General features: G+C 70.1%; 24 protein-coding genes and 1 tRNA gene. 11 read left to right on the forward strand and 14 right to left on the reverse strand.

The window, feature by feature from the left end:
- Positions 1-3: 3 nt before the first annotated feature.
- The 7 genes from ABT129_RS03710 to ABT129_RS03740 all read right to left on the reverse strand — a co-directional run bounded on the left by ABT129_RS03710 (position 4) and on the right by ABT129_RS03740 (position 6,547).
- The gene (locus tag ABT129_RS03710) at positions 4-774 is read right to left on the reverse strand and encodes a VanZ family protein (protein WP_351896093.1); all 771 of its coding nucleotides are present in this window, start codon (positions 772-774) and stop codon (positions 4-6) included.
- Between the two features lie 367 nt (positions 775-1,141).
- Positions 1,142-1,215: transfer RNA gene (locus ABT129_RS03715), tRNA-Met, on the reverse strand.
- Between the two features lie 175 nt (positions 1,216-1,390).
- A complete protein-coding gene (locus ABT129_RS03720) occupies positions 1,391-1,873 on the reverse strand; it encodes an NUDIX domain-containing protein (RefSeq protein ID WP_351896096.1) in 483 nt (160 codons plus the stop codon).
- Positions 1,874-1,946: 73 nt separating this feature from the next.
- Entirely contained in the window at positions 1,947-2,294 is a 348-nt protein-coding gene (locus tag ABT129_RS03725; RefSeq protein ID WP_351896098.1) for a hypothetical protein, read from the reverse strand.
- A gap of 401 nt (positions 2,295-2,695) precedes the next feature.
- A complete protein-coding gene (locus ABT129_RS03730; protein ID WP_351896101.1) occupies positions 2,696-4,171 on the reverse strand; it encodes a SulP family inorganic anion transporter in 1,476 nt (491 codons plus the stop codon).
- On the reverse strand, positions 4,168-4,758 hold the full coding sequence (locus ABT129_RS03735) for a carbonic anhydrase (protein WP_351896103.1): 591 nt from the start codon (positions 4,756-4,758) through the stop codon (positions 4,168-4,170). The genes ABT129_RS03730 and ABT129_RS03735 overlap by 4 nt, the downstream gene beginning before the upstream one ends.
- A gap of 868 nt (positions 4,759-5,626) precedes the next feature.
- Positions 5,627-6,547: a LysR substrate-binding domain-containing protein gene (locus ABT129_RS03740; protein WP_351896105.1), complete on the reverse strand. Its 921-nt coding sequence runs from the start codon at positions 6,545-6,547 to the stop codon at positions 5,627-5,629.
- A gap of 139 nt (positions 6,548-6,686) precedes the next feature.
- Between ABT129_RS03740 and ABT129_RS03745 the strand changes: the two genes are divergently transcribed.
- Entirely contained in the window at positions 6,687-7,721 is a 1,035-nt protein-coding gene (locus ABT129_RS03745; protein WP_351896107.1) for an aldo/keto reductase, read from the forward strand.
- A 123-nt stretch (positions 7,722-7,844) separates the two neighbouring features.
- Complete coding sequence (locus ABT129_RS03750; RefSeq protein ID WP_351896109.1) at positions 7,845-8,270, forward strand: SRPBCC family protein; 426 nt, start codon at positions 7,845-7,847, stop codon at positions 8,268-8,270.
- A gap of 336 nt (positions 8,271-8,606) precedes the next feature.
- On the opposite strand, the gene ABT129_RS03755 is transcribed toward ABT129_RS03750, so the two are convergent.
- The 3 genes from ABT129_RS03755 to ABT129_RS03765 all read right to left on the reverse strand — a co-directional run bounded on the left by ABT129_RS03755 (position 8,607) and on the right by ABT129_RS03765 (position 11,688).
- Positions 8,607-9,401 (reverse strand): SDR family NAD(P)-dependent oxidoreductase, encoded by a 795-nt coding sequence (locus ABT129_RS03755; RefSeq protein WP_351896111.1) that lies wholly within the window; start codon positions 9,399-9,401, stop codon positions 8,607-8,609.
- 405 nt (positions 9,402-9,806) lie between these two features.
- The gene (locus ABT129_RS03760) at positions 9,807-10,559 is read right to left on the reverse strand and encodes a hypothetical protein (protein ID WP_351896113.1); all 753 of its coding nucleotides are present in this window, start codon (positions 10,557-10,559) and stop codon (positions 9,807-9,809) included.
- Between the two features lie 481 nt (positions 10,560-11,040).
- Positions 11,041-11,688 carry a YwqG family protein gene (locus ABT129_RS03765; protein ID WP_351896116.1) on the reverse strand — a complete coding sequence of 216 codons (648 nt, stop codon included), beginning with the start codon at positions 11,686-11,688 and terminating at the stop codon, positions 11,041-11,043.
- A 256-nt stretch (positions 11,689-11,944) separates the two neighbouring features.
- On the opposite strand from ABT129_RS03765, the gene ABT129_RS03770 reads away from it, so the two are divergent.
- Together ABT129_RS03770 and ABT129_RS03775 are read left to right on the forward strand one after the other, a co-directional pair.
- Positions 11,945-12,259: a VOC family protein gene (locus ABT129_RS03770; protein WP_351896118.1), complete on the forward strand. Its 315-nt coding sequence runs from the start codon at positions 11,945-11,947 to the stop codon at positions 12,257-12,259.
- 395 nt (positions 12,260-12,654) lie between these two features.
- Positions 12,655-12,906, forward strand: a complete 252-nt coding sequence (locus ABT129_RS03775; protein WP_351896120.1) for a hypothetical protein — start codon at positions 12,655-12,657, stop codon at positions 12,904-12,906.
- 336 nt (positions 12,907-13,242) lie between these two features.
- Here ABT129_RS03775 and ABT129_RS03780 read toward each other — a convergent pair whose 3' ends face one another.
- Both ABT129_RS03780 and ABT129_RS03785 read right to left on the reverse strand, forming a co-directional pair.
- Positions 13,243-14,673: a hypothetical protein gene (locus tag ABT129_RS03780; RefSeq protein WP_351896122.1), complete on the reverse strand. Its 1,431-nt coding sequence runs from the start codon at positions 14,671-14,673 to the stop codon at positions 13,243-13,245.
- A 320-nt stretch (positions 14,674-14,993) separates the two neighbouring features.
- The gene (locus ABT129_RS03785) at positions 14,994-15,530 is read right to left on the reverse strand and encodes a P-loop NTPase family protein (protein ID WP_502981642.1); all 537 of its coding nucleotides are present in this window, start codon (positions 15,528-15,530) and stop codon (positions 14,994-14,996) included.
- A gap of 302 nt (positions 15,531-15,832) precedes the next feature.
- On the opposite strand from ABT129_RS03785, the gene ABT129_RS03790 reads away from it, so the two are divergent.
- The 7 genes from ABT129_RS03790 to ABT129_RS03820 all read left to right on the forward strand — a co-directional run bounded on the left by ABT129_RS03790 (position 15,833) and on the right by ABT129_RS03820 (position 23,230).
- A complete protein-coding gene (locus ABT129_RS03790) occupies positions 15,833-16,156 on the forward strand; it encodes a YkvA family protein (protein ID WP_351896126.1) in 324 nt (107 codons plus the stop codon).
- Positions 16,157-16,328: 172 nt separating this feature from the next.
- On the forward strand, positions 16,329-16,895 hold the full coding sequence (locus tag ABT129_RS03795) for an RrF2 family transcriptional regulator (RefSeq protein WP_351896129.1): 567 nt from the start codon (positions 16,329-16,331) through the stop codon (positions 16,893-16,895).
- A 310-nt stretch (positions 16,896-17,205) separates the two neighbouring features.
- Complete coding sequence (lanL, locus tag ABT129_RS03800; RefSeq protein WP_351896131.1) at positions 17,206-19,875, forward strand: class IV lanthionine synthetase LanL; 2,670 nt, start codon at positions 17,206-17,208, stop codon at positions 19,873-19,875.
- A gap of 45 nt (positions 19,876-19,920) precedes the next feature.
- Complete coding sequence (locus ABT129_RS03805) at positions 19,921-20,076, forward strand: VenA family class IV lanthipeptide (RefSeq protein ID WP_351896134.1); 156 nt, start codon at positions 19,921-19,923, stop codon at positions 20,074-20,076.
- A gap of 572 nt (positions 20,077-20,648) precedes the next feature.
- On the forward strand, positions 20,649-21,650 hold the full coding sequence (locus tag ABT129_RS03810; protein WP_351896508.1) for an ATP-binding cassette domain-containing protein: 1,002 nt from the start codon (positions 20,649-20,651) through the stop codon (positions 21,648-21,650).
- Entirely contained in the window at positions 21,647-22,594 is a 948-nt protein-coding gene (locus ABT129_RS03815) for an ABC transporter permease (RefSeq protein WP_351896136.1), read from the forward strand. The genes ABT129_RS03810 and ABT129_RS03815 overlap by 4 nt, the downstream gene beginning before the upstream one ends.
- Before the next feature lie 147 nt (positions 22,595-22,741).
- The gene (locus ABT129_RS03820) at positions 22,742-23,230 is read left to right on the forward strand and encodes a carboxymuconolactone decarboxylase family protein (protein WP_351896138.1); all 489 of its coding nucleotides are present in this window, start codon (positions 22,742-22,744) and stop codon (positions 23,228-23,230) included.
- A gap of 100 nt (positions 23,231-23,330) precedes the next feature.
- Here ABT129_RS03820 and ABT129_RS03825 read toward each other — a convergent pair whose 3' ends face one another.
- Both ABT129_RS03825 and ABT129_RS03830 read right to left on the reverse strand, forming a co-directional pair.
- Entirely contained in the window at positions 23,331-24,185 is an 855-nt protein-coding gene (locus ABT129_RS03825; protein ID WP_351896140.1) for a DMT family transporter, read from the reverse strand.
- 194 nt (positions 24,186-24,379) lie between these two features.
- Positions 24,380-26,434, reverse strand: a complete 2,055-nt coding sequence (locus tag ABT129_RS03830) for a PE-PGRS family protein (protein ID WP_351896142.1) — start codon at positions 26,432-26,434, stop codon at positions 24,380-24,382.
- Positions 26,435-26,597: the final 163 nt, after the last annotated feature.

The raw sequence follows: 26,597 nt of genomic DNA on the forward strand, positions 1-26,597 counted from the left end.
TGCTCAGCCTGCCCGTGTCGTCGGCTTGGGGCCGGTCCCCTCCGGCATCCCCTCCATCGGGCCCTCCGACGAGTTCTCCGACGACCGCTCGGACGGGCTGTCCGACGGCGCCACCGCCGTGGTGCGCCACCAGCGGCGCGACGCCAGCGCGGCCAGCGCAGCGCCGGTCGCGTTGACCAGTACGTCGTCCACGGAGGACACCCGGTCCAGCCGGAGGGCGTACTGCGCGGTTTCGACCAGGACCGAGCAGCCGGCCCCGAGCGCCAGGATCCGCGGTACGGACGCCAGCGCCGCGAACCGCATCGGGGCGAAGAACCCCAGTGCCGCGAAGACCAGCAGGTTGCCGGCGATCCCGAGCGTCCCCATCATCAGCAGGTCCCGCAGCGGCACCAGGCTCACCCGGGCGGGGGCCATGCCCGCACCGGCGCCCGGCATCATGGTCATCCACAGGAACGGCGCCGTCCCGTGAACCATGCCCACCTCGGCCAGCGACATCCGCCACGCCGAAGTGGCTCCGGTGGCACGCCGACGGCGCGCCAGGGCCCACACCACCAGCATCGCCAGCGGCAGCGTGACCAAGGTCATGAGCACGACGCCGTTGAACGTGTCGATGCAGCCGTGCCACCGCCCGGCCAAACACACCGGGGCGGACATCATGAGCGGCTTCCGCACGGCGAACGCGCCACTCGCGACGGCGAGGATCGCCAGACAGAGGAGCACGAACCGGCGCATGCGGCGGGGCGGTGCTGACAGGGGTGGGTCGACGTGGTCCATGCCGCCATTGCAGACGGCGTGCCGTTGCGGTGGCGTATGCGATTTTCCATACACCCGCGACACACCCGCGGTACATCCACTCCCTGCCGTCAGAGGGCAGACGCAACTCGACAGGGCGGCTGTTTCGCCGCTGATGATCGCGTTGGTCCGGCCTTGGCCGGTGCTCAGGTGGGTCGGGAGACCGGTGACTCGGGAGGCCGGCGGGCGGGAGGCTGGTGGTCGGGAGGTCGGTGGGCAGCTGTGTCGCCCGGCCGCTCAGCCGACCGTCCTTCGACGCCGACCGACTCGGCAGTGGACATCGCACTGCCGATCAACCAAGACGACGTGAGGCCCGGATCCTGTGGATCCGGGCCTCACGTCACTTCAGTAGCGGGGACAGGATTTGAACCTGCGACCTCTGGGTTATGAGCCCAGCGAGCTACCGAGCTGCTCCACCCCGCGTCGGTAGGTCCAACACTACGCCATCCACGGCACCACCCATGACCACGCCGGTCTCCTCGTAGACCGCATCACACAGACCTGTCCGCCCGGGGCATCCGCCCATCCGCCGGATCCATACTTCACAGCCCATCTCCCCAGCCGACCGGAGACGCACGGCTGATGCTGTGAGCCTGCATCATGCACGGTCGCGGTCGCGGTCGCGCCAGGGGCCGTCCGGCACCAGGGTGTCGAGTACGGCCAGTAGTTGAGGCGGCTCCACCGGGTCTGGCAGCGCGCCCAGGTCCGACCATGCGATCCAGACGTGCGTCCCCAGGTTGACCTGTTCATCGGGGAGCAGGCCCGTACGTACGAGGGGAGGTTGTTGGTCAGTGAACCGTGCGACGAAGAAGTACTCCGTCCCGATGTACCGCTTGCCGTTCCACCGGACATCGCGATCGACCGGTACAGTCTGATCGAGCACCGCTGCCGGGTCGAGTCCGGTCTCCTCGGCCAGTTCGCGTCGTGCCGCCACCAGCGGTGTCTCACCCGGTTCGATGCCTCCACCGGGAGGCTCCCAGAGCAATGTCCCGTCAAGCGGGTCGCGCCAGTGCAGCAGGAGCAGGTGATGGGCAGCGTCCAAGCAGATGACCCGGGCGGCGGGCCGGTGTGTTGCTTCCACCGCCCTGACGCTATGCGGTGCACGAGATGTCGATCAAGACCTGCGTTGCGTTGATCGACATCTCCGACACGCCCTAGTGCGGGCCGCCGCGGAGGAGCACATTGCCGTGCTGGCGTGGGCGGTCGCCACGTTCGTGGGCTGCGTCGGAGCGGTCGGCGGGGGTCGAGAGCTGGGCGAGGGCCCGGAGGGCCGTCAGGCCGGCCAGCACCTCGTCACGGCGCTCGGCGGCCTTCATCCAAGCCGGCAGCCGAGCGAACATCGCCATCGTCGGGGAAGCGCGGCGCTCGCGCAGCCGGGCACCCACGTATGCGGTGAGGGCGTCGACGTGCTCCTCGTCGTAGGCCCACAGAATCCGTCCCGCACAGCGGGTCTGAAGCCACAGCGGCCGCCGGAAGAAGGGGTCCTCGGTGCCGCCGGGCACCGCACCGACGAAGCCGCTGCCTCGCTGCTCTACCGCCCCCTCGGCGACCGCTCCGCAGCCGGCGACACCGTCGAGACGGGCGGGCGGGAAACCCCATGAGGTCCGTGTCCGTGCCGCCCTCGGCCCGGGAGTCCGTGCGGAGGCCCACAACGAGGAACCGTGATCGCCACTGCTCCTTGCCTCCCTCTGCGGTCACATGAAGCCGCCCCTGTCTTGGTCACGGCCGGAATCCGAACCCGCAGCAGCACGGCAGGCTCGTCCAGCCCCGCCGTGCTGCCCGAAAACTCCCGTAGCCCGATCGGTCACCTTGGGCCTCCCGCACGAAGGGTGACCGAGATGAGACGACTCCCGCGTTCCGTGAACGGAAGTAGCACGTGAAGGCGGGCTGTTCGACCGGGTGGCTACGGTATGTGTACCTTCACGGGCTCCGTCTCTGGGGCGCTGTGCCTCTCCGCCCACGTTTCGAGGGCAGCTCGGCAGGCGTGGTCCAGGTAGTTGAGGCCCGAGAGGTCCAGTTCGATGGGTCGGTCGTCGGGAAGCGCTTCGAGGCTGTCCAGTATTTTCGGCAGCCGCAGGAAAGTGGCGTTGCCCGACAGGTGGACCTGGATCGGTCCCGCTCCCTTGTCTATGACCTCCGTCTTCAGGTGCGACGTGTCCCACGCCGTCTTCACGATCGACAGCGCGAGACCGATCAGCACGCCCTCGAACATGTTGACCAGGACGATCGCCAGGGCCGTGGCCACGAGGATCAGGGCCTCGCCGCGGTGTGCGCGCCACAGGCCGGCGAGTTGCCGCCGGGGGATGAGTTTCCATCCCGCGTGGATCAGGATGCCCGCGAGCGCGGGCAACGGGATGAGCGCCAGGGCGCCGGGGAGCAGGGCCGCGAAGAGGAGCAGCCACAGTCCGTGGAGTACCCGGGATGCCTTGGTGCGGGCTCCTGCCTGGACGTTCGCCGAGCTCCGCACGATCACCGCGGTGAGGGGCAGTGCGCCCAGCAGGCCGGACACGGCGTTGCCGGCGCCCTGGGCCATCAACTCCTTGTCGTAGCGGGTGCGAGGGCCGTCGTGGAGGCGGTCCACGGCGGCGGCACTGAACAGGCTCTCGGCGGAGGCGATCAGCGTGAACGCGAGGACTGTTCCGATCATGCCGACGCTCGCCAGATCGCCGAATGCCGAGAGCCCCGGGAGTTGGAGCGCGCCGAGAAGGCCCGTCACCTCGACGGTCGCCACGGGCAGGTCGAGGACGAGGGTGGCCAGCACGGCCAGCAGTACCGCTGCGAGCGCTCCGGGGACGACCCGTACCTTCTTCGGCGCCCTTTGCCACAGGACGATGACGGCGATGGTGCCGACGCCTATGGCGAGAGAGACCAGGGCGGTCGCATCGCCCACCACGTCCGCGGCTGCTCCGGGCAGGCCCTTGATCTTGTCGAGCCCGGAGGCGGGGGCGTCGGTTCCGGCCGCCGCGTAGAGCTGTCCGGCGATGATGATCAGTCCGATGCCGGCCAGCATGCCTTCGACGACCGAGACCGAGATGGCCCGGAACCAGCGCCCCATCCCGAAAGCGCCCATGGCGATCTGGAGCAGTCCGGTCGCGAGCACGATCACGCCGAGCGCGGCGAGCCCGTGCTCGCGGACGGCCTCGAAGACGAGAACGGTCAGGCCGGCCGCCGGACCGGAGACCTGGAGGCTGCTGCCGGGGAGGAGTCCGACGACGATGCCGCCCACGATGCCGGTGACGAGACCGAGTTCGGCCGGAACGCCGGAGGCGACGGCGACGCCGACGCACAGCGGGAGGGCCACCAGGAAGACGACGAGCGAGGCCGCGAAGTCCTGGCGCAGGTGGGGGAAGTTCTTCCCGACGGTCCTGGCCCTCCTCACAGCGCCTCGAATGTGTCGGTGTGGGCACGGTGCTCGCGTACGGAGCCGGTGTGGACCTCGTAGTACCAGGCGTGGATGTTCAACACCCCTTGCTCCAGGCGCTGTTGCACACAGGGATAGGAGCGCAGGCGCAGTACCTGGGTGAGGATGTGGTTCTGCACCGCCGCTTCTACAGCCGGGTCCGCGGGGTCGGCCTCGGCCGGATCGACCGACTCGCCGGCGGCGTGTGCCAGCCAGTCACGCACGGCGGGTACGAGGGAGAGGTCGTCGCCCCGTACGAGGGCGCCGACCGCTCCGCAGTGGGAGTGGCCGCAGACCACGATGTCCCGCACCCCGAGAACCGCCAGGGCGTACTCGATGGTCGCCGCCTCACTGCTCGGGCTGCCCGACCGGTAGGGCGGGACGATGTTGCCGGCCGTGCGCAGTTCGAAGAGTTCACCGGGCCGGGCGCCCGTGATGAGGGCGGGTACGACGCGGGAGTCGGAGCAGGTGATGAAAAGGACCTGAGGGGACTGGCCTTCCGCCAGTCTGGCGAACTCCTCAGGGCGCTGTCCGAAGGTCCGGGCGTTGTCGATGAGGGGCTGCATGATTGTTCCTCCTGGCGGGCCACGATGGGGGCGCCGGACGTGCACGTGTGCATGGGGGGGGTAAGGAAATGGGTGGGGAATGAGCGAGGGGAGAGAAGTCAGAGCGAACGGGGGCAGGCGAGGACACTGCTCTCAGAAGTGACAGGACTTAGCAGTGTCGTTTCTGCCGACCGGTACAGATCTGACGGTGCCGTCGAACAAAGCAGCGGAGAGCCGCAGTTGCGGGCCGAGGCTCACCGTCTCCGGATTCCCCGCACGTTCGGGGTTCACGGAGATGGAGGACTCGACGAGTCGAGCGGGCCGCCGCGCGTGAGGGGTGCGTCCAGAGGGTATTTCGGCGTTCCGGGCGAGGAATATACGGAACATGTGCACCTCCTTTCCACGTACTGCCGGGGCGACCATTCCCGACCTATAGCGATCACCAAGACTTGGTCAATAGCAGGTCAAGAGAGAAGTTACCCGTGCGAAGTCGCCCGGCGGGACGACACGGCGTCACGCGGCGCAGAGAGTCTCAAAAGTGTGGCGACTTGACGTGATCCGCCGCCTTGGCGGAGCGGGCGGGACAGCGTACGGCGACGCGCTGCCCGGGCAGATCCGGGGAGGGCAGGGCAGAGCCCGGCCGGGGCCGGGCGGAGACAGGTCGGGCCGGGCGGAGACAGGTCGGGCCGGGCGGAGACAGGTCGGGCCGGGCTGGGCAAAGCCAGTTCGGGCTGGGCAGAGCCGAGCAGAGCCAGCTCCGGCCGGGCAGAACAAGGGAGAGCCAGGCCAGAGAGAGCCGGGTCGCTGCGAGGTGGAAGCGGCGCGGTGGGTGCCCATGCCCCGTCGGGGGCAGCAGCCGCCGCACGTGCGGACATGGGCTGCGGGGCAGTCAGGATGCGGGGGCCTCGCCGGTGACGGGCTCCTGGCCACCGAGGACGGTTGCGCGGAACGACGCCACCACGGGTCGCAGATCGACCCGGTGCCAGGCCGCCCAGAGCTGCACCGATCCCCCGTACCAGGGAAGTTCGCGTACGACGATGCCTTCGGTCGTACCGCGCACCATGCTCCGCTGGACCAGCGCGAGGCCGAGGCCGGAGGCGACCAGACCCAGCGCGGTGAGCGGATCGGACGCGTCGAGGCGGATGTCCGGGGTGAAGCCGGCGGAGATGCAGGACGCGACGAACGTGTCACGCCAGGCGGGATCCGGGGAGTCCCCCACCGCGATCCACGGCTGACCGTTCAGGGCGTCGGGCGTCAGGTCCTCCTGGTGCGCGAGGGGATGGTCCGTGGGCAGTGCGAGCAGCAGCGGGTCCTGCAGCAACGAGCAGGCGGCGAGGTCCGCGTCGTCGTCGGGAGGGGGCGTGCGGACCAGGGCGATGTCCAGGCTGCGCTGGCGCAGGCCTTCGAACTGGTCGGCGGAGTCCTGGTCGTACAGGGCCACGTGGATTCCCGGGCGCTCCTCGCGCAGGGTGCGCAGGGCTGCGGGCAGGATGCCCGTGTGCATCGCGTCGGCCACGTATCCGATGCACAGTCCCCCTTCCTCACCCCGCCCGAGGCGCCGGCCGAGGTTCTCCAGCCGGTCCGCGTGGCGCAGCAGCGCGCGGGCCTCGGTCAGGAAGACGTGGCCGTCCGAGGTGAGCCGGATGCGCTGCTGACTGCGCTCGAAGAGCGTGAGGCCCAGGTTCTTCTCAAGCTGGGCGATCTGCCGGCTGAGGGGTGACTGGGAGATGTGCAGCCGTTCGGCGGCGCGTCCGACGTGCTCCGTCTCGGCGACGATCACGAAATAGCGGAGTTGTCGCAGGTCAAGCATGTAGGACCTCAAAGGACTGAAGTGAGTCCAAGTGAGTCTTGGACAGTCTCATGTAGGGATCCTAACCTCGGAAGCACAAGGCCGACGGATCTCTGTTTTTGCTACTGATCCGTGGCAATCCCCATGAAAAGGATCTCTCGTGACCATCGCATCCCTCCTTCCCGGTGCCCTGGGCTTCGGTACCGCTCCCCTGGGCAACATGTTCCGCGCCATCCCCGACGAGGAGGCGGCTGCCACCGTCGAAGCGGCCTGGGATCAGGGCATCCGTTACTTCGACACGGCTCCCTTCTACGGCGCCGGCCTCTCCGAGATCCGACTCGGAGAGGTGCTCGCCCAGCACCCCCGCGACGCGTACGTCCTCAGCACCAAGGTCGGCCGCCTGGTCCTCGACGAGATCGAGGACCCCGCTGCCCGGGACCTCGGAGAGAAGGGCGGCCTCTTCGAACACGGTCGCCCCAACAAGATGGTCAACGACTACAGCGCCGATGCCACCCTGCGTTCCGTCGAGGACAGCCTGAAGCGGCTCAGGACCGACCGCCTCGACATCGTGTGGGTGCACGACGTCGCCCAGGACTTCTACGGGGACGAGTGGCTGGCCGCTTACGAGAGCGCCCGCACCGGAGCCTTCCGCGTCCTGCAGAAGCTGCGCGAGGAGGGCGTCATCAAGGCCTGGGGCCTGGGCGTCAACCGCGTGGAACCGCTCGAACTCACCCTCGACCTGGACGAGCCGAAGCCCGACGCCTTCCTCCTCGCCGGCCGGTACACGCTCCTCGACCACGACCGGGCTCTGCAGCGCCTGCTTCCGGCAGCCGCCGCCCAAGGCGTCGACATCGTCGTCGGCGGCCCGTACAGCTCGGGAATCCTCGCCGGAGGAACCCACTTCGAGTACCAGAAGGCCCCTGCCGCCGTCGTCGAGCGGGTCGAACGGATCAAGGCGGTCGCCGACCGCCACGGCGTCGGCATCAAGGCCGCCGCCCTGCAGTTCTCCCTCGCGCACCCGGCCACCGTCGCGGCCATCCCCGGTGCGACGAAGCCCAGCCGCATAGCGGAGGACACGGCAGCGCTGGCGGAGAGGGTGCCGGGGGCGTTCTGGGCCGACCTGCGTACGGAGGGGCTGATCGGGCGTGACGCCCCTACGCCTACCCCTGCCGCTACCCCTACCGCCACTGCCTGACCTCTTCGACCGGTCGGTCCGCTGGCTCTCGGCCTCTCTGCGTCAGCCCTCGTCCCCCTCCCCCTTCCTTCCTGTCTCTTCGACTTCTCTGACCGCTCCAGCAACGCACCTCAGGAGACTCCCGTGGCCACGACGACCGCCTCCATCGACATTCCCGCATCACCCGACCGCGTCTGGCAGCTCATCGGCGGCTTCGACTCGCTTCCCGACTGGCTGCCTTACATCCCCGCAAGCGAACTCAGCGAGGGCGGCCGCGTCCGCACCCTCGCGAACGAGGACGGCGGGGTCATCATCGAGCGCCTGGAAGCCTTCGACGACAAGGCTCGGAGCTACAGCTACTCCATTCTCCAGGCCCCCTTCCCCGTGACCGGCTACCTCTCCACCCTCAGCGTGCACGCGGCACCCGGGCAGGACACGGCCCGCGTGGAGTGGTCCGGCACCTTCACCCCGAACGGCATCAGCGACCACGAGGCCGTCAGCCTGTTCCACGGCATCTACCAGGACGGCCTGACAGCCCTGCACCGGACACTCACGTACGAAGCCGTCTGACCACCAACCACGCGCCTCCCGGCTCGGAGCGGGTGCCCGCCGCACCCTGAACACCACAGTGTGAAGCCACGGTGTCGCTCCGCCGGGAAGGGCGCCCTAACGCGACCGGGAGCGCCACCGGCCCGGTGCTCAGGGGCGTGACCGTGACTGTGACCTTGACCTTGACCGTGGCCGGCGTTCAGGGCGTCAGGCGTGGCCGGGTGATCTTCGTGCCCCGGGATCGTTGGGCCTCCCGTGGCGGAAGTCCCTGGCCGTACAAGTGGACTGAGCCAGTGGACCGGGCGAGCGGCCCGAGGGAACGGGCCGAGCGGCCGTGCCGCCACGGGTGGGGGCGGGTCAGGGCAGAATCGAGTCCACATATCCGCCGTCCACCCGCAGCGCCCCGCCGGTCGTGGCGGAGGCCTGATCCGAGGCGAGGTACACGACCATGTTCGCGATCTCCTCAGGTTCGATCAGCCGCTGCAGCAACGACTGCGGGCGATACTCCTTCATGAAGACGCGCTGCGCCCGGTCCCAGGGCAGGTCCCGGTCGACCAGCTCGTAGACGAAGTCCTCGACGCCACCCGTATGCGTGGGGCCGGCGATGACCGAGTTCACCGTGACACCGGTGCCTGCCGCGTGCTTCGCGAATCCCCGGGTGACGGACAACAGCGCGGTCTTGGTCATCCCGTAATGGATCATCTCGGCGGGGACCACGATCGCGGAGTCGCTCGCGATGTTCAGAACCCGTCCCCAGCCGCGCTCACTCATGCCGGGCAGGAACCGGCGGGTCAGACGCACTGCGGACAGAACATTGACGTCGAAGTACCGTCGCCACTCGTCATCGCTGATCTCCAGAGCGTCAGCCTGCCCGAAGACACCGAGGTTGTTCACCAGAATGTCCACATCGGGCAGAACCTCGGCGACCTGGCCCGCGCCCTCCTCCGTGGTGACATCGGCAGCCACCGCCACGAGATCCGCCCCCGGTTCCCTGCCGAGAAGGTCGGCCATCGCCTGTTCCACCCGATCGGGCGTCCGGCCGTTGACACCCACACGCGCACCGGCTGCGGCAAGACCGGCGGCGATCGCGGCGCCAATCCCCTGAGTGGAGCCCGTAACCAGCGCCGTACGCCCTGTCAGATCGATCTGCATCGGGGATCTGCTCCTCACCACCACGAGACTTCTGCCTCCACCTGCCTTCCCTCCTCGACCGAAGACACGGCAGCACGTGCCTGACCCTCCCCCGAACGGCCCCTTGATCGGCGGGTACGACATGTACTCGGTGTCCGTGGCGGCGGGGCACTACGACGGGTGTTCGTGTTCGGGTTCGGTTTCGCGGCGTCCCACTACGAGGCCGAGATCATCGCCCGGGGACGTCCGCCCGCCGACCAGGGAGACCAGGAGATCGGCGTCGCCGAGTCCACCCGTCTGCTGGCCGAGAATCTCACGCGACGCCCTCAGTTGTTCCGAATCATCTGCCGGAGCACCTTCAGGATGGATGGACGACAGCAAGGACCGATGCTCGCGAGCGAGGCATGTCTCCGCAACCTCATCGACTCAACTTGACGGCATGAGCAGCCGGGGCAGTTCGGCCGTCTGGTTCTGCGCGCCGGGGCGCAGTCCCGACGCGGCGCTGTTGGCCCACTCCATGGTGACCACGGGAGCGGTGCCGCTGCCCACCGCGACGCCGGCCCCGGCGAACCGCTCGCCCGGGGCGGTCTTGGCCTTCAACGCCTCGGCGACACCCCGAGCGCCCTCGGCCGACTGCGTCACGGCGCACAGTCGCTCGCGCGAGGTGCCGTCGTCCCCGGCGCGGGCGCCGATCGCGAAGAGAGTCAGCCCAGGCAGCCGGCCGGCGGGGTCCTTGCCGTAGAAGGTCGCGTGGTAGGTGTCCTCGCCGAGGCAACGGACGGCCGCCTGGTAGGCCGGGTCGTCGGCGACCGAGCGCCCGGGTGCGGTCAGCGGAGCGATCCCGCTGTTCTTGCCGGACGTGGAGGTGCGGACGGAAGCCGAGACGCCGACCTGGGCCTCGCCTTCGCGCAGCAGCACCCCCTCGTCGGTCTTCGAGTCCGTCCGCCACCCGCGCTTCACCAGCGCATCGGTGACAGCCGCGACATCGAAGCGGCCGGTGAGACGGGCGGCCTGCGATCCGATCTGGACTGTGGTGTCCACATCGCTCTCGTCGAAGCCCTGCGCCGTGCGGGGCGGGTCGCCCTCGTACCGAGCCTGGACCACCTCGGCGATCCCGTACCCGTCCAGGGGTCCGTACAGTTCCTTGTTCTTGCCGACCAGGCGCCGCGATTCGCTCACATCCCAGTAGGTCAGGTAGGTACCCGCAGCGTCCTGGCCGATCCCGTCGAGTGCGGCGGAGAGCCTCCCGCCACCACCCTCCGCGTCATCCCCTGTATCGCCGCAGGCTGCGGCACCCGCCGTGAGAGCCCCGGCGAGCACAAGCCCCGCGATGCCGCGCCGTGAACGTTGGCCGTAAGACGTCATCTCGTTCCCCAGATCCTTCGCATCCCGGACGCCCTGCTGCGCACCCTGCTGCTGTCCGCAGAGCATTGTTCCAGTTCGCTTCCACCGTGACCGAGGCCGGGCCGGGCCGGGCCGGGCCGGGCTGGGCTGGGCTGGGCTGGGCTGGGCTGGGCTGGGCTGGGCACTCCTCCCAGGACCACAGACTCTGCCCCCGTCGCAACGCAGCGCACAGGCGGCACCGTCTCCGCCCCAGAGGCACTCCACGGCTTCCCCAACCAGCGACAGCGTCACTCTCCGTGCCCCGCGCAGGTGACCCTCAGTCCGTGAGAAAGGCGCCCTCTCGACAAGGGCGGCAGACGAAGACGTAGCCCAGCTGACCGCCGAGGTTCATTGCGGTCTCCTGGGTCATCCCCTCCTCCAGGTGTGCCGCGAACTCCATGGTGCCGCTGCACGAGGGACACGCGGGCAGGCGGTCGTCCTCAAGGTAGGAAGGGCTGCCTCCGAGTGACCCGAGCACTTCGCGCTGCTTCCCGAAGCGTTCGTCGGGTTCCCGCTTCCATCCCGAGCGGGCAAGGTCGTAGGCGTCAGGCTCGATCCCTTCCTCACCGCAGGCATCTTCGGGGTCGATCGTCACCACGTGGGTGCGGATGGCCGAGGTCGTGGGCAGCAGCGTCAGTCCGGCCTCGGGTACGGCTACCGGCCGCAGTCCCTCGCGGGGAAACAGATGGACCCGGTTCGCGCTGGAGCTCGCATCCCAGAACTCGCACGCCCCGGGGTCGTTCTGGCACAGGAACACCGACAGGACACCGTCCTCGACGGGGAGATGGGCGAAGAACTGAAGCGGTCCCCCACAGCCGCACAGGGGCCAGGCGAATCCGGCAGGAGCCAGCGGCACGCCCCCGGTACGCGGGATGTCGGAATCGACCGGTGCGGAGCCGTCGTAGATCATCAGCGCTGTCTGCATGGCGAGAGGCTACTGGCCGCCTGTGACAGGCCCGGGGAAGGCGTATGTCTCCCGGCGCCCGATGAACCGCTACAGCGGTCGCCACGGCGTGAACTCGGCGTTCGTGTGTCCACCCAGATCCGCCTGGAGCAGTGGCGGCGCCGCTGCTCGCGACGCCAGGCGGGTGCCCGGGCAAACCTCATAACTCGCCCAACTCGTGCGGCCCTTGCTGCGTTGCGGTTCGATCCCCGTCAACGTCAGCAAAGGCCAGAAACCGATGAGTGACCCGAAGCCGGTCGGCGTGACCTTGCTGGTGCTGTACTCGCCGCAGCTTGAGGAATGCAGGCGCTTCTACCAGGGTCTCGGCCTGGACTTCGCCGCGGAGCGGCACGGCCAGGGCCCCGAGCACTACGCCGCGGTCCTTCCCAACGGCATGGTGTTCGAGCTCTACCCAGCCCGCCCTGGACGTCAGACGGACGCACTGCGCCTCGGCCTCGCCGTCGACGGCAGCACGGCTACTCCGCAACTCACGCCAGGCCGCCACATCCTCACCGACCCCGACGGTCGCACGGTCGAAGTCCACTCAACCTGAACACCGTCAATCGCTCCCCAGGTCGTCAGACGTCGTTTCCTTTGGTGTCTTGGCGTGCGAAGGCGTTCTTGTTCGGGTGTGATCCCTGGGTGAGGAGCGGTTGCATGAGTCCTGTCTATGACGATGAGCAACTGGCCGGCTCCTAGGAGCGTGGCAACGCTATGCCCGAGGCCTTGCTGCGGGCCTTGGTCGAGCTGATCACTTCCTATGTGCAGCGGACATCGCCGTCCATCGTCGAGATCGGATCGGGGACAGGCGTCTTCTCGGCCCGCGATGGCTTTTCCAGGGCGAAGTTCACATAATTCCCCAGGCCCTGGCTGTTTGGGGGCGCCCACAAGCTTCATCCAGGTAGGTTGTGAGGTGTTGTGAGCTGTCTGGTTCTGGGGTGGGGAGACATGGTGGGCGAAAAAGCAGATCCCGACATGTGGAACTTCTGGATCGTCGGCGGATTCTTCATCGTCGCCGGCTTTGTGTTCGCCCTGAACGTCCGGGGGGCGGCAGAGAAGTTCTTTGCCCTCGTCGCGCGCAACATGCCGTTCACGGGGACGGCAACACCGAGGACGCTCCGCATCGTTGGAGGAGGCTGGATCTTGGTCGGGTTCCTCATGCTGCTGCCCGAGCTGATCAGCTTCAGCCGGGCGCGATAGCCCATCGACCGCTTTTCGGGTCTTTCGGTGGGGTTCTAGGGGCGCTTGTACTTCGGTCGCTGGGCCCGCTCACATGCCGCGCCTCGCCTCACTCGCCTCGCTCGCACCGGGTTCACCTCGCTCGCCCTCAGGCCGACCCGATGCCCACGCTGCCCGTGTCCTCGAAGCGCCTGGCCATCACCGTCTCTACCCCGGACGGACCCACCGCCTCTGACGGCCATTCCGCCCACCTGATCGCCCAGCGCTCCGTCACCGCTTACCCCACCACCCTGTCCTCGGCTTCGGCTGACCCTGCGAGCAGCACCGGCGCCGAGGGTGACGGTGGATGAGTAACGCTCATCCCCGCAGTTCCCGCCCATCCCCTGCGCAGATGGCAGCCACAGCGAGCAGCCGCTCCATCGTCCGTATCGGCAGTGCGGGATGGGCGGCGGCGGCGTGGACGACCCTCTGGTCCGGAGCGTCCAGCAGGCGCTCGACGACGTCCGGCGGAAGGGCCGGGTGCGCCGCGATCGGGCGGAGCGCCTTGGCGACAGAGGTGCAGTCCTGTGCCATCCTGCGCAGCAGCTCGGCGGGGCAGCCAGGATTCTGAGCGACAGCGCCGTAGACGGGTGGCCCGTGGCGGTCGGTCATCGCGGTGAGCTGATGGCCGGTGAGTTCAGGATGAGGGGCGATTCTTCGGGCCACCCCGATGTCGGGGTCTGCGGCGAGCAGGTCCACGAGCGGCGCGGGAAGGTCCGGACGGGAGGCTGCGAGTGCCCGGACCTGGGCCACCCGGCTCATGGCCAACTCGTACAGCTCGGCGTCGTTGGCGGCGAGGATCCGGGGCAGCGGCCCGCGCGGGAGTCGTCGCCTGCCTGCGAGGGCGACGACGAGGGAGAGCGGTACGGCCGGGTTCTCCGCGACGGCCAGGCCCACATCGGGATCGGGGTCGGCGGCGAGCTTGAGGATCAGGGCCTCGCCGATACTGGGATTTCGCGCGAGGGTCGTCCGCACGAAGGCGGCCGGATGGACGGCCAGGCGATGGTGAAAGGGGGCCGGAAGGTCGGTCCGTTCCGCGATCTCGGCCGGCGCCCAGGTTTCTTCGGGGCCGAGGAAGGCCTCGATCCCGCCGGGCGGCACGGCGGGGTTGGCCGCCGCGGCGAGTCGTATCCGGCGGACGCCCGGTGTGTGGTCGCCGCAGCCCTCGGTGCGGCGGTGGCATGAGGCGCAGCGGGTGGGCGGGGGGTGACCGCCGTCGGCGACGAGCGCGGCAAGCAGGGCGGGCGGGACGCGGTCGTTCTCCGCAAGGCTCACCCGTACGACCACGTGAGGGTGGCGGGCGATCTCCTCGGCAAGGTCGGCGGGCAGTTCGGGGACGCCGGCGACCCGCTCGACCACGTCCGGGTCGGGGTCGCGGGCGAGGACGGCGAGGATGTGGTGCGGCAGGTCCGTGACGTAGAAGGCCAGCTCGCCACGGATCTCCGGGTCGGGGTGCGTGGCGAGGTCTCGTAGCACCGCGTCCGGCACGATCCCGGCCTGAGCCGCGGCGAGCAGGAGCGTGGGGTCGTGGCGCGGCACATCGGTCCAGGGGACCTTGCCGAGCGCGATCAGGGTGTGGATGTCGGCATCGGCGTGGGTGAGGAGAGTGCGTGCAGGGGACTCGGTCAGGTCGTCGCGACGCGCCAGCACGGCACGTACGTACTCGTCACCGATCGCAGCAAGCCGTTCGAGCAGTCGCTCGGGGAGGGCTGGGTTGGCCGCGAGCCCCTCGAAGATGTCCTGCTGCACCAGCTCTCCCTCGTGTCCGTGCGATCACCCCATCGGATGGTCGATGGAACACGGAGGGCCGTTCGTTCGTCCATTCCATTTCCTTCTTTTCTCGTTCCCTCCCGTTGCGGGGCCGTTCCATGGGACGGCTTCGCCATGCCAAGGGCGGGCGCGGGCGGCCTCGGCGTTGCCGGCGGGAGCGATTCGGCTCGGGCGGGTGGTCGCCGACGTGCAGCTGGGCGGGCGGCGGGTCGACCAGGTGGGTGGCGATCGCAGCGCGGAGTACGGCAGGAGGACGAGCGTTCCGCCGGGTCGAGGCGGCCCCGCACGAGCCCGGGTGGTCAGTGCTCCAGCGCGGGAAGGCCGTCCAGGCCTGTGTCGTGCATGATGCGCTCGATCGTCTCGTACACGGCACTGTCGGCACCGATGACGGTTTCCACGCCGCCGGGGAGCAGGTCCCGTTCCCGGTACCAGTCGCGCAACTCCGTTTCACCGACCTCGTTCGCGATCGGCTTGGTGGCATGACGAGCCAGGGTTTCCTCGAACGGCACGTCAAGGTAGTAGCCGCGGGTCGGACCGCGGTGGTCGGCGCGCAGCCGGGCGAGCATCTCGCCGTAGTGATCGGCGTAAAGGATGCCTTCGACGACGACGTGATATCCAGCATCCAGCGCGTAGCGCGCGGTCAGGTCGATGAGGCCGACGTTCGCCGCACCGGGCCGGTCCCGTTCGCGAAGCACGATCCGGCGGAGGTTGTCCTGGGCGACGAGGGCCAGGCCACGGCCGAACAGGTCGCGCATGCCTGCCGCGACGGACGACTTGCCCGAGGCGCTGTTGCCGCGCAGCACGACCAGCCTCGTGTCCTCGGTACCCACCCTCACCCGGTCGAGGCTACCGGGGCATGCCCTTCGATACCCGCGACTCCCGTCCCCCTGACTGGATCCCCCTGACGCTTCTGCCCCTGCTCTACTTCCCGTGCGTGCGCTGTCGGCGCGGATTCACCCCTGTGATCTTTGCGCTCTTCGCGACCTTTGGGGGATTCGTGTTTCTTTGACAGTTTTTGATGATAAAGGGAGACTACGACGCAATGCCGTGGTCCCTCGTACGGGCGCGACCCCGCCGTCGGGGGCGCTCAGGGCCCGGCATCCGGTGCGGTTCGCGAAGGCGGGGGTAGGAGAGCGGCATGGACAGCTCCCTCTGGTTCGTGGTGGCAGCCGTAGTCGCGCTGGCGATGGCCGCGTGCGCGGCGGTTCTGCTCGTACGCGTTTTCCGTGCCCGCCGGCTTCTGCTGGACGCCGGTATCCCGTTGCGGTCCAAGGCCCTGTTCTGGGCAGCCGTGGTGTACACGGTGTCGCCGATCGACTTGATCCCCGACCCCGTCTACTTGGACGACATCGGCGTCCTTCTGGTGGCCTTGCGGGCCCTGCATACGGCGGCCACACACGTCCGGACCGATGAGCCCGACCACCGGGCGAAGCAGCTTCAGCACGAGCGGGACGGCGCGTAGCGCGACCGCGCCGAACCACCATCCCCCCGCCGACCCTCGGCAGTAGCGGATCGAGCGCCTCAAGCGCCGCCGGGCGCGGATGGAAGACGTGGGGCGTGGGACACGGGGCTCGAAGAACTGCGTGGCACGGACGATCGAGTACGGGGTGGGCCCCTCTCGGAGCTGGGAACCGATGAGGTCCCGGGCGGGTCCTGTGCGATCGGTCCGGGGCAAGGCCGGCGGATATGTGGTGATCAGGCAGGCCGCCCAGATCAGCCTGCTCAACGTGGTGCGGGCCGTCGACGGTCCAGAGCCGGCGTTCGTCTGCACCGAGATCCGCCAGCGTGGCCCTCCGGCGACGCCACCCGAGAAGTGCGTGAAGCAGTGCCCCATCGCCCGGGCGATGGGCGCGGCGGAGGCCGTCTGGAGAGCCTCACTGGCCGGGACCACCCTCGCTGATCTCGTCGCGTCGGTGGACAGCGACAGCGGCCCGGACGCGCTCCCGAACGTCGGCACCTGGCTCACGGCGAGCCCCTTGACACGGGCCCCTGACACGGGCGGGCACGCGGCCGAGCCATGCCACGCACAATGCCACGCCGCGCCGCCCACACCGCCTGACCGTCAGCCGTCAGCCGTCAGCCGTCAGCCGTGTGAGGTCGCGGCCCAGCGCCGCATCGGACGCAGCCCCAGGGCGACCCCGTACCGGCCAGCCGGAGGTCAGGGCTCGAACGGTGGGGAATCACCCCGGACAGCTCCTTAGAGCACTCTCTCCGGCAGCCCCTCCCGCAGTCCCTCCCGCAGTCCCTCCCGCAGTCCCCTCTCCTCGATACCCCGGCAACACTCGCCGCCCCAGCTACGTGCCGACCCGCCCGACGGACTGTCGCGGCGCAAGTGCGCCGGGGCATCGGTGTCCCTCCTCGGAGCCTGCTTCTGCGCCGGGGCGCAATTTCGGGTGGGGCGAGAGCGCTGTGCGCTCGCCGGATCAAGTGAATACGGGTGCGTGGTGGTTGGTCCGGCTCTGGCATCGGGCACCTTCCGACCAGCGGTCCTCACCGTTGAGAGGGACATGAATGACAAGCCAGGTTACGGAAGTTGAGCTGGAGGGCGTCCTCCGCAAGGCGCTGCACACCACGGGTGCGAGCGCACGCTGGACGGCCGATTCGGACGAGATGTGGTGCCGTCTCAACCCCGGGTCCGGGACGCGCCGCGAGCAGGGGTGGAAGCTCCACCTGTCGGCGACGGCCGCCTCTGCGCCGGCGGTCCTCGAGAAGGCCCTGGACGTGCTGCTGCGGGAGGAGTCGGCGTTCAAGTTCGCCCGGTCGCTGGACCAGGTGAGCGCGCTCAACTCCCGTGCCACGCCCCGGGGAAGCTCCGGCAAGTTCGTCACCGTCTACCCCCGCTCCGACGCCGAGGCGGCCCTGCTCGCGCAGGAGCTGCACCGGGTCACGGCGGGGATGGCCGGTCCCCGGATCCTGTCCGACCAGCCCTACGCCGTGAACTCTCTGGTGCACTACCGCTACGGCTCCTTCGTCGGCCGACGGCGGCTGTCGGACGACGGTCTCCTGGTGTGGTTCATCGAGGACCCCGACGGCAACCCCGTGGAGGACAAGCGCACCGGCCAGTACTCCCCACCCGCTTGGGCGGTCAGCCCGTTCCCTGCCACGGTGCCGGTCGTGCCACGCGCGGCGGAGCGCACGACCGGTCCGGTGGTGCTCGGCGGTCGCTTCGCGGTACGGGAGGCCATCCGGCACACGAACAAGGGCGGCGTCTACCGGGGCAGCGACGTCCACACGGGCGACCTCGTGGTGATCAAGGAGGCCCGGCCGCACGTGGAGGCCGACACCTCCGGCTGCGACGTCCGCGACTGGCTGCGGGCCGAGGCCCGGACGCTGGAGAAGCTCAAGGGCACGGGGCTGGCTCCGGCCCCGCTGGCGTTGTTCGAACACGGTGGGCACCTCTTCCTGGCCCAGGACGAGGTGCCGGGCGTCACCCTGCGGACCTGGGTCGCCGAGCACTTCCGCGATGTCGGAGGAGCGCTCTACCGCGCCGACGCGCTGGCTCAGGTCGAGCGCCTGGTGGAGCTCGTCGCGGCGGCCCATGCCCGTGGCTGCGTCCTCCGGGACTTCACACCGGGCAACGTCATGGTCCGTCCGGACGGCGAGCTGCGCCTCATCGACCTGGAGCTCGCCGTCCTCGACGACGAGGCCGCGCTGCCGACCCGCGTGGGAACCCCCGGCTTCAGCCCCCCGGAACGCCTGGCCGACGCACCCGTCTCTCCGACCGGCGACTACTACAGCCTCGGCGCCACCGTGTGCTTCGTCCTGGCCGGCAAGGTGCCGAACCTGCTGCCCGAGGAGCCCGACACCAGGGCCACGGAGCAGCGTCTCGCCTCCTGGCTGTCCGCCTGTACCGGACCCCTTCGCCTGCCGGACCGCCTGGTGGAGATGGTCCTGGGGCTGATGCGGGACGATCCCGCTGAGCGGTGGGACCCCGCCCGTGCCCGCGAGGCGCTCAGGGGCTCGGACTCGGCGCAGGACAACAGGGGAAGGCGTGGCGCATCGCGTGCGGCACACGAGGACGGTCGGCCCGACGCGGTCGCCGGGATCGTGAACCACCTCATCGACTCGATGAACCCCGAGGACGACCGGCGGCTGTGGCCCGTCTCCACCTCGGCCGGGGAGACCGACCCGTGCACGGTCCAGCAGGGCGCGGCCGGTGTCCTGGCCGTACTGACGCGGTACTGGGAACTCACCGGTGACGACCGTATGCCGGGGCTGATCTCCACCGCGGGGCACTGGATCGCGGACCGCACCGATACGCGGTCCCCACGCCCCGGTCTGCACTTCGGCGGACGCGGGACGGCCTGGGCGCTGTACGACGCCGGGCGCGCCCTCGACGACCGCCGGCTCACGGACCACGCGCTGGCTCTGGCGCTCGCCCCGCAACAGACGACGCCCCACCACGACATCACGCACGGCGCCGCGGGCAGCGGCCTGGCCGCCGTCCATCTGTGGCAGCGCACCGGCGATCCGCGCTTCGCCGAACTGGTCGTGGAGGCAGCCGACCGACTGGCCGCCGCCGCACAACGTGGTCCGTCCGGCATCGGCTGGCCGGTGCCCGCGGAGGCCGACTCCTCGGAGGGTGGCAAACGCTACCTCGGCTTCGCCCACGGAACGTCCGGCATCGGTTCCTTCCTCCTCGCCGCGGCCACCGTCTCGCAGCGCGCGGAGCACCTGGAGCTCGCGGTCGAGGCGGGCGAACACCTGGTGGCCGCCGCGGTGATCACCGGCGACGCGGCCCAGTGGCCCTCCCAGGCCTCGGACGTGCCCACGGCGCCGTACTGGTGCCACGGCTCGGCCGGCATCGGTACCTTCCTCGTACGGTTGTGGCAGGCGACCGGGGACGACAGGTTCGGCAACCTCGCCCGCCGCAGCACCCACGCCGTCACCGAGCGCGCTTCCCGCGCCGCCCTCGCCCAGTGTCACGGGCTGGCGGGCAACGGTGACTTCCTCCTCGACGTGGCCGACGCGACGGGCGATCCCGTCTACCGCACCATGGCCGAGGACCTGGCCCGCCTCATCCTCTGCGAGAGGGCCCACCGCCACGCCCAGGTGGTCTTCCCCAACGAGTACGGGGACGTCTCGACCAGCTGGAGCGACGGATCCGCCGGAATCCTGGCCTTCCTCCTGCGGATCCGCCACACCGACCCCCGGCACTGGATGGTCCAGTTGCCGGTCTGAGCGGCAGGAAGTCTGCCGCCGGCTCACAGAAAGAAGGAAACACCCATGGAGAACAAGGACATCGAACTGCTGGCCCGGCTCCACGCCCTTCCGGAGACCGACCCCGTCGGCGTCGACGGCGCGCCGTTCGCCGCCACGTGCGAGTGCATCGGGCTGCTGACGGTCCTCAACACCGTGTGTATCGGCATCAGCTGCGCCTAGGACAGGCACCACCATCCGGCCGGCGGCTCACCCGGGACGCCGTCGGCCGGACCCGCCCACACCCCCCACGCGTACGACGACGGGGCCGCCACGCGCGTCCGCGTGCACGGCCCCGTTCGCACGGCCCCGTTCGCACGGACCCGTTCGCTCGGACCCGACGACCGCAGGACGCGGCCGGCCACACGGGAAGCGGTCGGGTGACGTGGCCGGCTGAGTGGCCCGGCCGACGCGATACGCCGGACGCCGGTGGTGCGCCCCCAGCCCCTGGTCACGCGCCCGGGGCCGCAGAGCGCGAACCCGTAGATGAGGACCCGACCCCCATGCAGCGACACGCCAGTGACGACGACCTCGCCCCCGCGGCCCTCATGACAGCAGCCGCCGTCACCAGCCCGCACGGCGCACACCATGCTCCCGAGGCCGAGGCCACGGTCGAGTCCGAGCCTGAGGCCGAGGCAAACGCAAAAGACGAAACCGAAGACGGAGCCGGAGCCGCGGCCGAGTTCGCGCCCGCGCCCGAAGCCGAACCCGTGCCCGCCCCCGCGCCCTCGCCCGCCCCCGAGTACGCCATCAGCATGCGCGGTCTGGTCAAGAGCTACCCCGGCCCTCAGGGAACCACCATCCACGCCGTACGCGGCCTCGACCTGGATGTGCTGCAGGGCGAGACCTTCGCCTTCCTCGGTCCCAACGGCGCGGGAAAGTCCACCACCATCTCCGTCCTGTGCGCCCTGGCCCGCCCCACCGCCGGTCACGCCACGGTCGTCGGTGCCGACGTGCTCACCCAACCCCACGAGGTACGGCGACGCGTCGGCATGCTCTTCCAGCACAGCGCTCTGGATGTGGACCTGACAGTCGAACAGAACCTCCACATCCATGCGCGCCTCTACGGGATCCCTCGTCGCCACGCCCGTCGGCGCGCCTCGGAGGTCCTGGAGACGGCGGAGCTGACCGACCGGCGTCGCGCCCCGGTGCGCACCCTCTCGGGTGGCATGCGGCGACGTCTGGAGATCGCCCGGGCCCTGCTGCACTCCCCCCGCGTGCTGTTCCTGGACGAGCCGACCACCGGGCTCGACCCGCACGCGCGCGCCCAGGTCTGGGAGCATCTGCGCGCGCTGCGCGACCGGCAGGGCAGCACGCTCTTCGTCACCACCCACTACCTGGAGGAGGCGGAGAACTGTGATCGCATCGCCATCATCGACGGTGGCCGCGTGGTGGCACAGGGCACGCCCCTCGCGTTGAAGGCGGCCATCGGAGACGACCAGGTCGTGCTGCACACGAGCGACAACGCGACAGCACAACACGTCGTGCGCGGCATCGTCCCACCGGACCGCGCCATCACCGTGGACACCGACGGAATCTCCCTGCGAGTGCCGGACGGCAGCACGTGGATTCCCCGGCTCTGCGCGGCGCTGGAACGTGACGACATCGCCGTCCACGCCGCCTCCGCCACCCCGCCCACGCTTGACGACGTCTTCTTCCACCACACCGGCCGCAGCCTCGACACCGCGAGACCCAGCCGCACGTCGGCCGCGCCGACCTCGGGCGACACCACGTCGGAAGCCGGTGAAGGCCGATGACCGCAGTCACTCCTCAGACCTCGAAGGCCCCGCACCTCCCGGACACCCAGGACCTCACGGCTGCCCCGGACGCCGCTGGTGCCCTTGGTGGCCCTTGTGCCCCGGAGAGCCGGGGTACCCCCGGCACGGCGCACCTGACCGCCCGCCTGCGGCGCGAGCTGCGCGCCGTCCACGCCTTGGTCTACCGCGATCTGCTGCGCCTGGCCGGTCAGCGCTCCCACACCGCGCTGATGCTGCTGCACCCCATGCTCTATCTCCTGATCCTCGGAGGCGGGCTGGCCGCCGTCATCCCCCGCTCCTCCCTGGGCGTCGGCTACCAGACCTACCTCTTCCCCGGCATGCTGATGATGACGGTGCAGACCCCGGCCATCATGGTCGGCATCCGTCTGATCACCGACCGGCAGAGCGGCTACCTGCGAGAACTCCTGATGGCCCCCGTCAGCCGTTCCACCCTCCTCCTGGGGCACTGCGCCGGTGGCACCCTGACCGCCACGGCCCAAGGCGCCGTCCTCCTCAGCCTCGCCGGCACGGTCGGTCTGCCCTACGACCCGCTTCTGCTGGCCGTGCTCCTCGCCGGCATGATCCTGGCCTCATTCACCATCACCGCCCTGGCGCTGGCCCTCGCCGTGACCCTCCGCAGAGCGGAGACGTTCCACACGCTCCTCGGCGTGATCATGATGCCGCTGCTGTTCCTCTCCGGCGGCTTCTTCCCCCTGCAATCCCTGCCCGGCTGGGTCCACACCGTCGCCGACTTCAACCCGCTCGCCTACGCGGTCGACCTCCTCCGCCGCTCCATCTCCGAGCGCGTTCCCGATCAGGCAGCCGCTACCAGCATCGAGTGGGCCGGCTGGCAGCCACCCCTCCTCCTCGAAGCAGCACTGCTCCTCGCGGGCGGCCTCGTCGCCCTGTTCTGGGCCGCACGGCGGTTCAACCGCCCGGAATGACGCGCGTTGCAGGGGCACATCACGTCGATGATCCTCGCCCGGCACCCGGCCGGGAGAAGGTTTCTTCGGGACTCCGGTCACATCTCCGTGCGCAGATCCGTCAGTGCTGTGAAGACGCCAACCAGGCCGACACGGAGGAGAACAGCCATGACGAACCCCTCGATCTCCCGGATGCCCGACCCCGCCGAGTTCGTGCCGGAGCTGAGCGACGTCAGCGCCGCCCTCTTCCGGGCCACGGGCAACCGCTCGGTGCCGCGCAAGACGATGAGCCTCGTCCACCTGCGTGCCGGGCAGATCGTCGGCAACACCTACCTGACGATCCTGAACACCGGTTTCCTGCGCAAGGCCGGGGAGACCGAGGAGCGCATCACCGCCGTCTCCTCCTGGCAGGACGCGCCCTACTTCACCGACGCCGAGCGCGCCGCGCTCGCCCTGGTGGAGGCCACTCTCCAGCCCGCCCCGCACGGCAGGGAGCGCGTCTCCGACGAGTTGTACGCCGAGGTCGCCAAGCACTACGACGACAAGGCGCTGGCCACCCTCACCGTCGCGATCGGCCAGATCAACTTCTTCATCGCCCTCGCCGTCATCGGCAAGCCCCAGCCGGTCGCGTCGCTCGCCGAGGAGCAGTGGAGCTGACATCCACCCGGCTCCTCCGCCCCCTCGATCCTCCCGGCTCCGGTCCCGGGGGCGGGTCACGTCTCGAAGCCGCTTCCTCGGACGCCCCCGGGCGGCGGGGTCAGGCCGTGCCGACCCCGCTACGTGCCAACGCGAACACGCCGAGGACGATCAGCGCGACGCCCGCGAGCTGGGGCAGCAACCACCACCCTGCCCGGACGTGCTCCTCGTACAGCAGGACGCCCAGGGCCAGGCTGACGGTGGCGTCGCCGAGGGTCAGAGCGGGCTGTGAGGCGACGAGCGGCCCGCCCTGCATGGCGTGTTCGAGCAGCAGGATGGCCGCGATGCCCGCGCCGCAGAAGGCGTAGGTCTGCCAGGCCGTCAAGAAGGCCCCGATACCGCCGTCACCGAGGATGTGCATGGACGTCTTCATGAGGGCCGCGGTGAGCGCGTAACAGATCGCCGTGGCGGCGCCGAGGCAGCCGGCCCTGGCCCGCCCCGGCGGTCTGCGCAGTCCGGTGGCGGCGAGGACGACCACGGCGACGGCGCACACCACCAAGGCGGGCACCCAACGGTCCAGTTCCACATGGGTGCGGTTGCCGGTGGGCGAGGCGGCGGCGAGCGCCACTCCGAGCCCGGCCACGACCGCTGCCACGGCCGCCCAGAGCCGGGCGGGCAGCCGTTCACGCGTCAGAAGGGAGGCGATCAGCAGGGCAAGGGGCAGTTCGAGCACGAACAGGGGCTGTACGAGAGCCAGGGGCCCGGTCGCGAGGGCCGCCGCCTGGCCCACGCCTGCGGCGATGACGGCGAGGATGCCGGCCAGCCACAGGGGGCGGTGCAGCAGGTCGAGGATCAGCCCGGGCCGGAAAGAGTCGGACTGCTCGACGGTGAGCGCGGCACGCCGCTGGAGCACCGTGGCCAGCGCGTTGCTGAACGCGGCGAACAGCGAGAAGAGGACCGGCAGGACGACGCCCATGCCCCGATCCTCACCGGGGCGGCTGCCGTCCGGGGGGCGACACGGCAGGCGCTCGTACGGAGGACCCGGTCGGGTCAATGTCCGGTGACGGCACCGGCGGACGGAGGCTGGATCTGCTCGACGCGCTCGACCTTCTCAGCCCGCTCGGCCCTCTCAACCTTCTCCATCTGCTCGACCCTCTTGATCTCCTCCGTCTACTCGATCTGCTCGATCATCCGTTCCATGACGTCGGCGGGCAATGCCGGGTTGCCGGCCGCCTTCTGCGCGGTGTCGGCATCCCGCAGGAGGCGGATCAGTGCCCGCGCGGGCAGTCTGGGGTGCTGAGTGGCCGCGTGGCGTACGTGTTCGTGCGGATCGTCAAGCAAACGCACGGCCGACGCGGGTGTCAGCCGTGGGTCCGACGCGGCCCGGTGTCGTACTTCCTCGTGGGTGTCCCTGCTGAACCGTTCGACGAGTTCCGGCGTCGACTCCCCGTCGTCGAGGGTCAGTTGACGCATGCGCGGGTTCGGGTCGTCGGCGTACCGGAGGAGAGCGTGGCGGGGGAAGTTCGGGTGGCCACGGGGACGGTCGGGGGTGCTGAGGCTGCCGGTCCACCACTGCCACACTCTCAGCAGCATGTCCGCTGGGGCGTCGTCGCAGGATTCCGCGAGGAAGAGCTGGACGACGCGGTCTTCGTCGCGGGCGAGGCGATCGACGACGTCCGGCGGGAGGTGCCGGGCCCGGGCGACGCTCCGGCGCACGAGGGGATGGGCGGAGCCGGCCAAGCGACGCATGGCGTCGGTGTCCTGGTGCAGGGCCATGACCCAGGCGAGCGGGGCGTAGCGGCCCTGCGGGTCGAAGGCGATGGCGATCCCCGCCCGCTGCTCCTCGGTGAGATCGGGACGTGTGGCCACCACGGAGCGGACGCCTTCGTCGGGGTCCCGCGCAAGGAGGTCGATCAGATCCGGGTCCAGGTGCGGGTTCTCCGCGAGGGCGCAACGCCGGACGGAGTCGGCATGGTTGACCAGGTGCTCGGCGAGGGGGCGCTCCAGGCGGCAGATGGTCAGCGCCTGATCCGTGAGGTCCGCGGACTCGAAGACCGATCGGGGCATCGGGTGCTCCTGGTGGTACTGGAGCAACGCCTCCGTTCGGACCTTGTCTGCCGCATCGTCCAGCAGTGCGCGCCTGGCCGGAGCGTGCAGCTGGGCCCAGGCCATCGGGCAGGCCGAGGCCCGTACGGACGGGTCGACATCGGCAGCCAGGGCGGCACGTAGGCGTGCGGGCAGTCCGGGAAGGCGAGCGGTCTCCTCCCGGACCCGTGACGACGGGTCTGCGGCGAGCTGCTCGTACGCGACGTCGGTGAGCTCGGCACGCCGTTCTGCCGCGAGCATGGTGAGAATCCACCGGTACCTGGTGTCCTGTTCTCCCAGGATGAGGCGGGCCCATTGCTCCGTGGTGATGTTCGGCTGGGCCTCGGCCAGCAGATGCCGGAGGCTCCGGTCCGGGTGTGCCATGGCCGCCTCGACGACTGCCGAGGGCAGCGGGCGCCAGAGGAGGTGGTGCGAGAGGCCCAGCAGGCGGGCTCGGAGGTGATCGGGTGTGGCCGGATTGAGGGCCAGCCCGTGCGCCCACGACTCCCGCAGCCTCGCTGGGGGTCTGGGGCCGGGGCGGGGTGAGGACGCGGGTGCGGTTCCCGTTCCACGTACGAGGCCGCCTGGGCCGGGTCCGTGACCGGGGCCGCGAAGGAATGCCGCCCAAGCAGCGTCGCGCTCGCACGGGGTCTCCTGGCCCGCTGCCTGCGCGGTTGCCTCCTGCCACTCCACGACGTGGTCCAGCAGCATGAACCACACCTCGTCCTCCTCCGTGGTCGCCCCGAGAAGAGTGGTTCCGTCCGTCGAGAGGGCGACGGACTCCGGCTGCCCGGGCCGCTCCCCGAGGACGCCGACGAGGTCCCAGCGGTCAGTGAGCCGCACTCGCGTCCACTGCCTGGGCGCACGTCCTCCCGTCGAGGCGCCGCCCACGTCGATGAGGAAGACGCCGTCAGCGCCGATGATCCCGTTGTCGGCCGCGAGCCGGTGCCACTCTGCGTTGAGCTCGGCGACCAGGTCGGGCAGGTCCTGCCGCACCGCCACGGTGGGCTTCGCCTCGTACGAGACGATCATCCGCCAAGCGGCTCGGGGCGGCAGAACCTCCTCGATCCGCCAGTCCCCCACGACCTCCAGGCCAGCCCGTCGCAGTAACTCCATCAGTTCGTCTCGCCCACCCGCCATGGGAGCCCATCCTGCCCCACGCGGCTCTCCAGCCGGCCACAACGTGGGGCCCGGTCGAGTGCGTCCGCGAGTACGTCCCTGAGTACGTCCCTGCTGCTCGGGGTCGTGCCACTTTCCGCCTCGACACGGACAAGCGGCTCGACCGCGCGCCGCGAGCTACCGC

It is taken from the genome of Streptomyces sp. NPDC002057 (assembly GCF_040296665.1).
In the GTDB taxonomy this organism is placed as follows: domain Bacteria; phylum Actinomycetota; class Actinomycetes; order Streptomycetales; family Streptomycetaceae; genus Streptomyces.